At 55.4% G+C, this 5,196-nt stretch carries 8 protein-coding genes; 1 reads left to right on the forward strand and 7 read right to left on the reverse strand.

The genetic code is table 11. The annotated features are described in order from the left end of the window. From Q0K10_RS15460 to Q0K10_RS15475, 4 genes are all read right to left on the reverse strand, one after another. The coding region (locus Q0K10_RS15460; RefSeq protein WP_294509033.1) for a hypothetical protein at positions 1 to 287 on the reverse strand (287 nt) is incomplete at its 3' end. A gap of 255 nt (positions 288 to 542) precedes the next feature. Further along, positions 543 to 665 (reverse strand): hypothetical protein, encoded by a 123-nt coding sequence (locus tag Q0K10_RS15465; protein ID WP_294509036.1) that lies wholly within the window; start codon positions 663 to 665, stop codon positions 543 to 545. Positions 666 to 667: 2 nt separating this feature from the next. Continuing rightward, positions 668 to 964 (reverse strand): hypothetical protein, encoded by a 297-nt coding sequence (locus Q0K10_RS15470; protein ID WP_294509039.1) that lies wholly within the window; start codon positions 962 to 964, stop codon positions 668 to 670. A 25-nt stretch (positions 965 to 989) separates the two neighbouring features. Continuing rightward, positions 990 to 1,718: a DUF932 domain-containing protein gene (locus tag Q0K10_RS15475; RefSeq protein WP_294509042.1), complete on the reverse strand. Its 729-nt coding sequence runs from the start codon at positions 1,716 to 1,718 to the stop codon at positions 990 to 992. A 69-nt stretch (positions 1,719 to 1,787) separates the two neighbouring features. Here Q0K10_RS15475 and Q0K10_RS15480 point away from each other — a divergent pair, with 69 nt between their 5' ends. Next, positions 1,788 to 2,024 carry a hypothetical protein gene (locus Q0K10_RS15480; protein ID WP_294509011.1) on the forward strand — a complete coding sequence of 79 codons (237 nt, stop codon included), beginning with the start codon at positions 1,788 to 1,790 and terminating at the stop codon, positions 2,022 to 2,024. 99 nt (positions 2,025 to 2,123) lie between these two features. On the opposite strand, the gene Q0K10_RS15485 is transcribed toward Q0K10_RS15480, so the two are convergent. From Q0K10_RS15485 to Q0K10_RS15495, 3 genes are all read right to left on the reverse strand, one after another. After that, positions 2,124 to 3,008, reverse strand: coding sequence for a PD-(D/E)XK nuclease family protein (locus Q0K10_RS15485; protein WP_294509045.1), 885 nt, complete (start codon positions 3,006 to 3,008; stop codon positions 2,124 to 2,126). Next, a complete protein-coding gene (locus Q0K10_RS15490; protein WP_294509048.1) occupies positions 3,005 to 3,439 on the reverse strand; it encodes a hypothetical protein in 435 nt (144 codons plus the stop codon). Before Q0K10_RS15490 ends, Q0K10_RS15485 begins: the two co-directional genes overlap by 4 nt. A 78-nt stretch (positions 3,440 to 3,517) precedes the next feature. Beyond that, positions 3,518 to 4,795 carry a hypothetical protein gene (locus Q0K10_RS15495; RefSeq protein ID WP_294509051.1) on the reverse strand — a complete coding sequence of 426 codons (1,278 nt, stop codon included), beginning with the start codon at positions 4,793 to 4,795 and terminating at the stop codon, positions 3,518 to 3,520. Positions 4,796 to 5,196: the final 401 nt, after the last annotated feature.

The raw sequence follows: 5,196 nt of genomic DNA on the forward strand, positions 1-5,196 counted from the left end.
GAAATCTGTTCTCTCCTTGCGATATATTGCGGATCATATTTCTTTCTGGTCAATTCTCTGGATAAACTCTGCAATGTTTTCTGAAAATCCTGATTGCTTCCATCTGATTGAATTTCTTTTGGATAACGAAAATCCATTCTGGTCTGCAATACCTTACTGTGACGAGATGACATGGAGTCAATCATTTTGATTCCTCTATTGAGATATCTGGTGTTGAATGTGTGTTCCTGTTGAGAGAGTGGATGACCTTGATACTCTTTTGTCCTGCTGATGTTCTTTACCGGCATGATACATTTTCCTTTTCTGAAACAATGATATACTCTTCTCGTGGGTAGATACTTCATACATTCTTTATCTTCATCTATTTATGTATTATATATTTACCTGATGAGCACGAACAGCGGAAACGGGCTGAACCCTCCATGCGGCCGGATGCTTTTGCAGTCAATCGGAATCGTCATGGCTGGTTGAGTTAGTTCCCATATCATGGTACGCGCGGTAAAAAAAGAATCCCGGGATGGGGATTCTCCGTGACATGGAAGTCACTCTTCTTCGGGCTCTTCCTCGATGGGAAGCGAGCCGAATTCGCAGCCGCAGGAGCAGCAGAGATAGCCGTCGTCCCACGGGATCACCTGCGTGGAGTTGCAGTCAGGACAGTGTCTCATCGTCACACCCTCCACTGGTAGGAGCAGGAACCGCACCGGTAACCGCGGATGACGTTCTCATCGATCAACTTGCCGACGGTGTTGCCGGCCACGGCTCCACTGGCGGCGCCGATGAGGATGCCGAGCGCTCCGCCGATGAGCGTTCCCACGCCGGGGCAGAGCAGCGTTCCGATTGTGGCTCCAGTCTGGCCACCTGCGGTTGCTGCGACATAGCCGCCGGCTCCGGCTCCGAACAGGGTCGTCGTCCCGCGAACGGTTGCGACCGGATAGGATTTTTCTCCACAAACAGGACACTCCATTTTTCCATTCCTTTCTCGTTATAACTTACTTGTTCCACAGTTCCGCCGGTTGGCCGTCCAGTCCGAAGAACCGTGTCAGGCTGCGGTAGCACTGGTCGGCGCGGGCGGGACTGTACTTCTTCGCAGTCTCGGTGAAAGCGTTCAAGAGACTCCACCTGGTCGGTTCCACGAACTCCTCGTGCCGGGGATGCTTGAATTCATTCCAGACACTCAGAATATCACATGACGGAATCGCCTGACGTTCCGCCGCCACCACCAGCGAAGCACGAACTTCATCATCATTGAGTTCATCGATCTTCAACTCCTCTGCGACATTTTCGAGAGTCAGGAACTCCAGTTCAAGAGAGTTTACCGCCTCCAGAACCAGGCCGTTCAGTTCGATCCGGGAGGTGTGGCGACGCTTCAAGATCGTACTGCCTCCAAACATGAGATTTGAACAGACTCTGACACTCAACCCGGCACTTAATCCGAGCGCCAGCGTGCGGTCGTGACTGTTGCGGATGCCGATGCAACGGCTCCACTCCGTGCTCGACGTGCAGTTGATCCGCATCACGCCGAACATCCGCTGACCGTCCCGGGCGAGACCGTACTGCTCTTCCAGAATCTGCCAGTCGTGTGCCTTGACCACCTCCGTCACCGCGTCGATCACGTCGCTGTGCGGAACCGGTTTCCAGCTCGCGGTCGCTTCCGGCGTCGGAACCAGCGCGAGCTCATCGCGTCCGACGAACTTTCCCTCACTCATCATCAATCCCATAATCTTTTGCTCCTGTTGTTGTTTTTTGTTAAAATGATTGTATATTAGAGGAAACAGGAGGGATACGCCATGAGTCCGACAAAAATCACCGAAGTAACTTTGCCGAATGGAGTAACCGTTCCTGTCGTTTCTGCTGTGGAAACAAATGATGCCACCACAGAAACCTTGCGAAATGTTGCCGCAAAAGCCGGTTCTCATGCGGTTGAAAACGCCTTGTCGCGCGGCGTGTCTGTTACTGTCGCCAAAGCAGACAAGATTGTAACAATCCATCCGGACGGCAGCGAAAGCGTCATCGGAGCGCTGTAGACCGATGACTCCACGCCTGAGAATGCTTGCCGGTCCCAATGGCTCAGGCAAATCGACTCTTGCTGCCCAGCTGAGTTCAGATTATGCCGTCAATCTCTATCACTTTGTGAATGCGGAGACCGGCTTCTCACTGCATTCAGAGCTCCTGCCGTCCTGGTTCAGACGCTTCGTGCTGGGCGAGTAGACCAAAGTCGAATGCCAGGATTTACAACGCTCCCGATACGGGCACTCCGCACAGGCGAAGCTCGTTTCGTTCGGCAGAAACACGCCCTTGTCCACTGCGTCCTGCACCCGCACGGCCAGCGACTCGAACCGCCGGAACGCGGCCTCATCGCGGCAGGTGTAGTGCGTTTCGCAGACCGGATTCTTCGCCTTGGTGATCACGTCGAACCGGAAGAGCGGCGTCGTGCCGTTCAGCTTCTCGTAGGCATAGCTGAACACGGTCGCCTGTAAGTCACGGTCAGCTTTCCCGGCGGGCCAGCGGCTCGCGGAGGTTTTCCAGTCCACGATGCAGACATCCCGCCCGTCCTGAACGAGAAAATCCCATTCGCCGATCAGCGGCTTTTTGAGTCCGGGGACCTCGACCCGGAACGCCTGCGCGACGCCTTTGATCGTGTAGAAGTCCGACCAGTTCGCGAGCGCGGCATCGAGCATCCGTGTCGCCAGCGCGATCATCGAGTCGAAATTCTCGCCCTCCTTGTAGATCAAATTCGGCGCGATTTCGGTTTCGATCTTGAACGACTCTGCAAAGAGGTTGACGATCTCCTCCCGGGTCAGCGAACTCCCCATCAGACACTCCCACGCCTGCGCGGTCAATGCCGCGTGAAACGCCTTGCCGAACGGGAGGCAGACCGAAGTCCGTTCGATCTCGGGCTGCTCCACGTAACGGTAGAAGTATTGCAACTGACAGACGTTGAGGTAGGTGTTCAACGCAGAGTAAGACCAGTGCGGTTTCTGCCGCAGTTCATCGATGGTCGCCATCATGCCGCCCTCCAGCTGTTGATGAGTTCCGAACACTGCCGTTTGCTGAGCTGCCGCACATCCGGCACACCATGCTGCGCGGCGATCTGCTGCGGAGTCACTCCGCGCTGTCGGGCGAGATCGAGCAGATACGAGAGCTGTTTCGGACTCGCGGGAACATCGTTCTGACGGCCCGCTGCCCGGTTGCCCTGCGGTGTGGTTTTGCGCTCCTCTGCGGCGGGATACCCCTCACAATTACGGGGCACATTTCCATGCAGTTCCGCTTCAACCGAATTCCGCACGAGATCGAACGTTTCATGAATCCGGCTTTGCAGCTGATCCTGCGTGAGTCCGTCCGGAAGTTCGACCTCGACCGACGCATGAAAGCTCTGGCTCGAATACTCCTCCTCAGCCGGAACCTTCTTCGAATACGACGCATTGAGTTTCAACATCATTTCACCTCCATAAATGAGAAGAGACGGAAGCGGTCAGGCCTCCGTCCCTTCAGTTGTATGTTTGTTTTGTCGATGTGGTCAGATCGCCATCTTGATCCGTTCGATGGCGCGCTTGGCGAGGATGAAATCCCGCTCTTTCTGCTTCTGCTTCAAAACGGCTTCCTTGACCTTGCGGGTCAGAACGCCGGTTTCGTCGAGCAACAGCTTGAGCTTGCCGCGCAGTTCGTCGATGCCGTGATTCAGCTCCTCCATCGGGTCGAGAGCTTCGTTTGCGGACTCCCGCCGGGAGTCGGTTTCTTTGATTTCGTTCGTTTCCATTTTGCTTGCCTCCTGGTTGGTTTGAGGGTTGGATTTGGGACTAAGATGAATCGGCATCGCGACGTAACAACCGGCGCCGCCCTCGGCCACGACCGGCATCCGCCCGTCCGAATGGGCGCGGAACTTCGTGTAGTGCTGCTGCAGCATCCGCAGCAGGATGTACTTGTTGAGCGCCAGCACCGCCCGCGGATGGATACCCAGAAACTCTGCTGCCGTCTCGAACGACATCTCCGGAGTATCGACCGGAACGAGCGTGACACTATGCGGCGTCACGTTAAGTTCGATTCCGTTCAGCGGTTCGTGGTCGGGAACCGTTTTCAAAAACGCGATGATCCGTTCCGGCTCGAAGAACTCCAGCGAATAATCTAATGCATTGCCGGACGGAATCACCTGCTTCCAGGCGGGGAATTTCCCGGAGAGCGCCTTACCCTGCCACAGAAAGCCGCCGATCTCGATCCGGAAGAGCCGCTCATTACGCCGACTCCATAGGTGGAGTACGCCGAGAGCGGCGGGTTTCGCCGTCAACAACGCGAGCGGAAACGGCAGCGTAACCTCCTCCGGAATCGCGAGCGGACACGGGAGATGCAGCAATTCTCTTCCGTTCGTCGCGGTGATGCCTTCCGGCGAAAGGTTGACGCCCCGCAGGATGAGCCGCGCACCATCGCGATCCGCAACCGGAGCCGCCCAAGCGAGCAACTCCCCGAACGAGGCCGGAAGCTCGACTTTGACCGCGTCCTCGGGAACCACCTCCAAATCCGGCCATTCGAGCGACTTCCCCGTGACCTCAACCTCGCCACCCCGCGTGGAACGGATCAGCTCCCGCAGCGCCCGATATTCGACCGCGAAATCAACCGCCTCCGCAACCTCACACGCCACACTTACAGCGACACACTCCACGCCGTCGGTCGCCATGAGCCGCAGCCGCCCGCCGTCCCCGACGAACCGGACCGACCGCACCACCTCCACCGGCGAAGTCTGCGCCACGACCTTCCCGAGCACCTTCAACGCCTCCAGCAACACACTCTTTCTGATCTTCATCTTCACCACCTCCATGCGATTAAAACCAATCAGCCCCGCCGGTCCGCAAAGACCGACAGGGCTGATCACTCATTCAGGCCGATTACCTCAGCCTGCCATCACGAAGGTTATATATAGATGAAATCCGTTTGAACTGCACAAAGTGTTTTTGCCCAAAATCTTGTGACGACAAAGGTCGTTTCAAGCGATGAACTTTCTACGCATTAAATAATGAACCACTGGATGTCAGGAAACAATCAACAGAGAATGTCCAAGGATTCCTTGAGGAAGAAGTGAGGGGAAGAGAAATCTTTAGGAACTTGAAAATAGAATTCTATGTGCTACTCACACCTGTCCTTCTATGTTAGGTTTTGTCAAGTCGTTTTGTGGTATTTCTGACTTTTTCTTAAAAATTCTTCCTT

The sequence above is a fragment of the uncultured Victivallis sp. genome (assembly GCF_944391105.1).
GTDB lineage: Bacteria > Verrucomicrobiota > Lentisphaeria > Victivallales > Victivallaceae > Victivallis.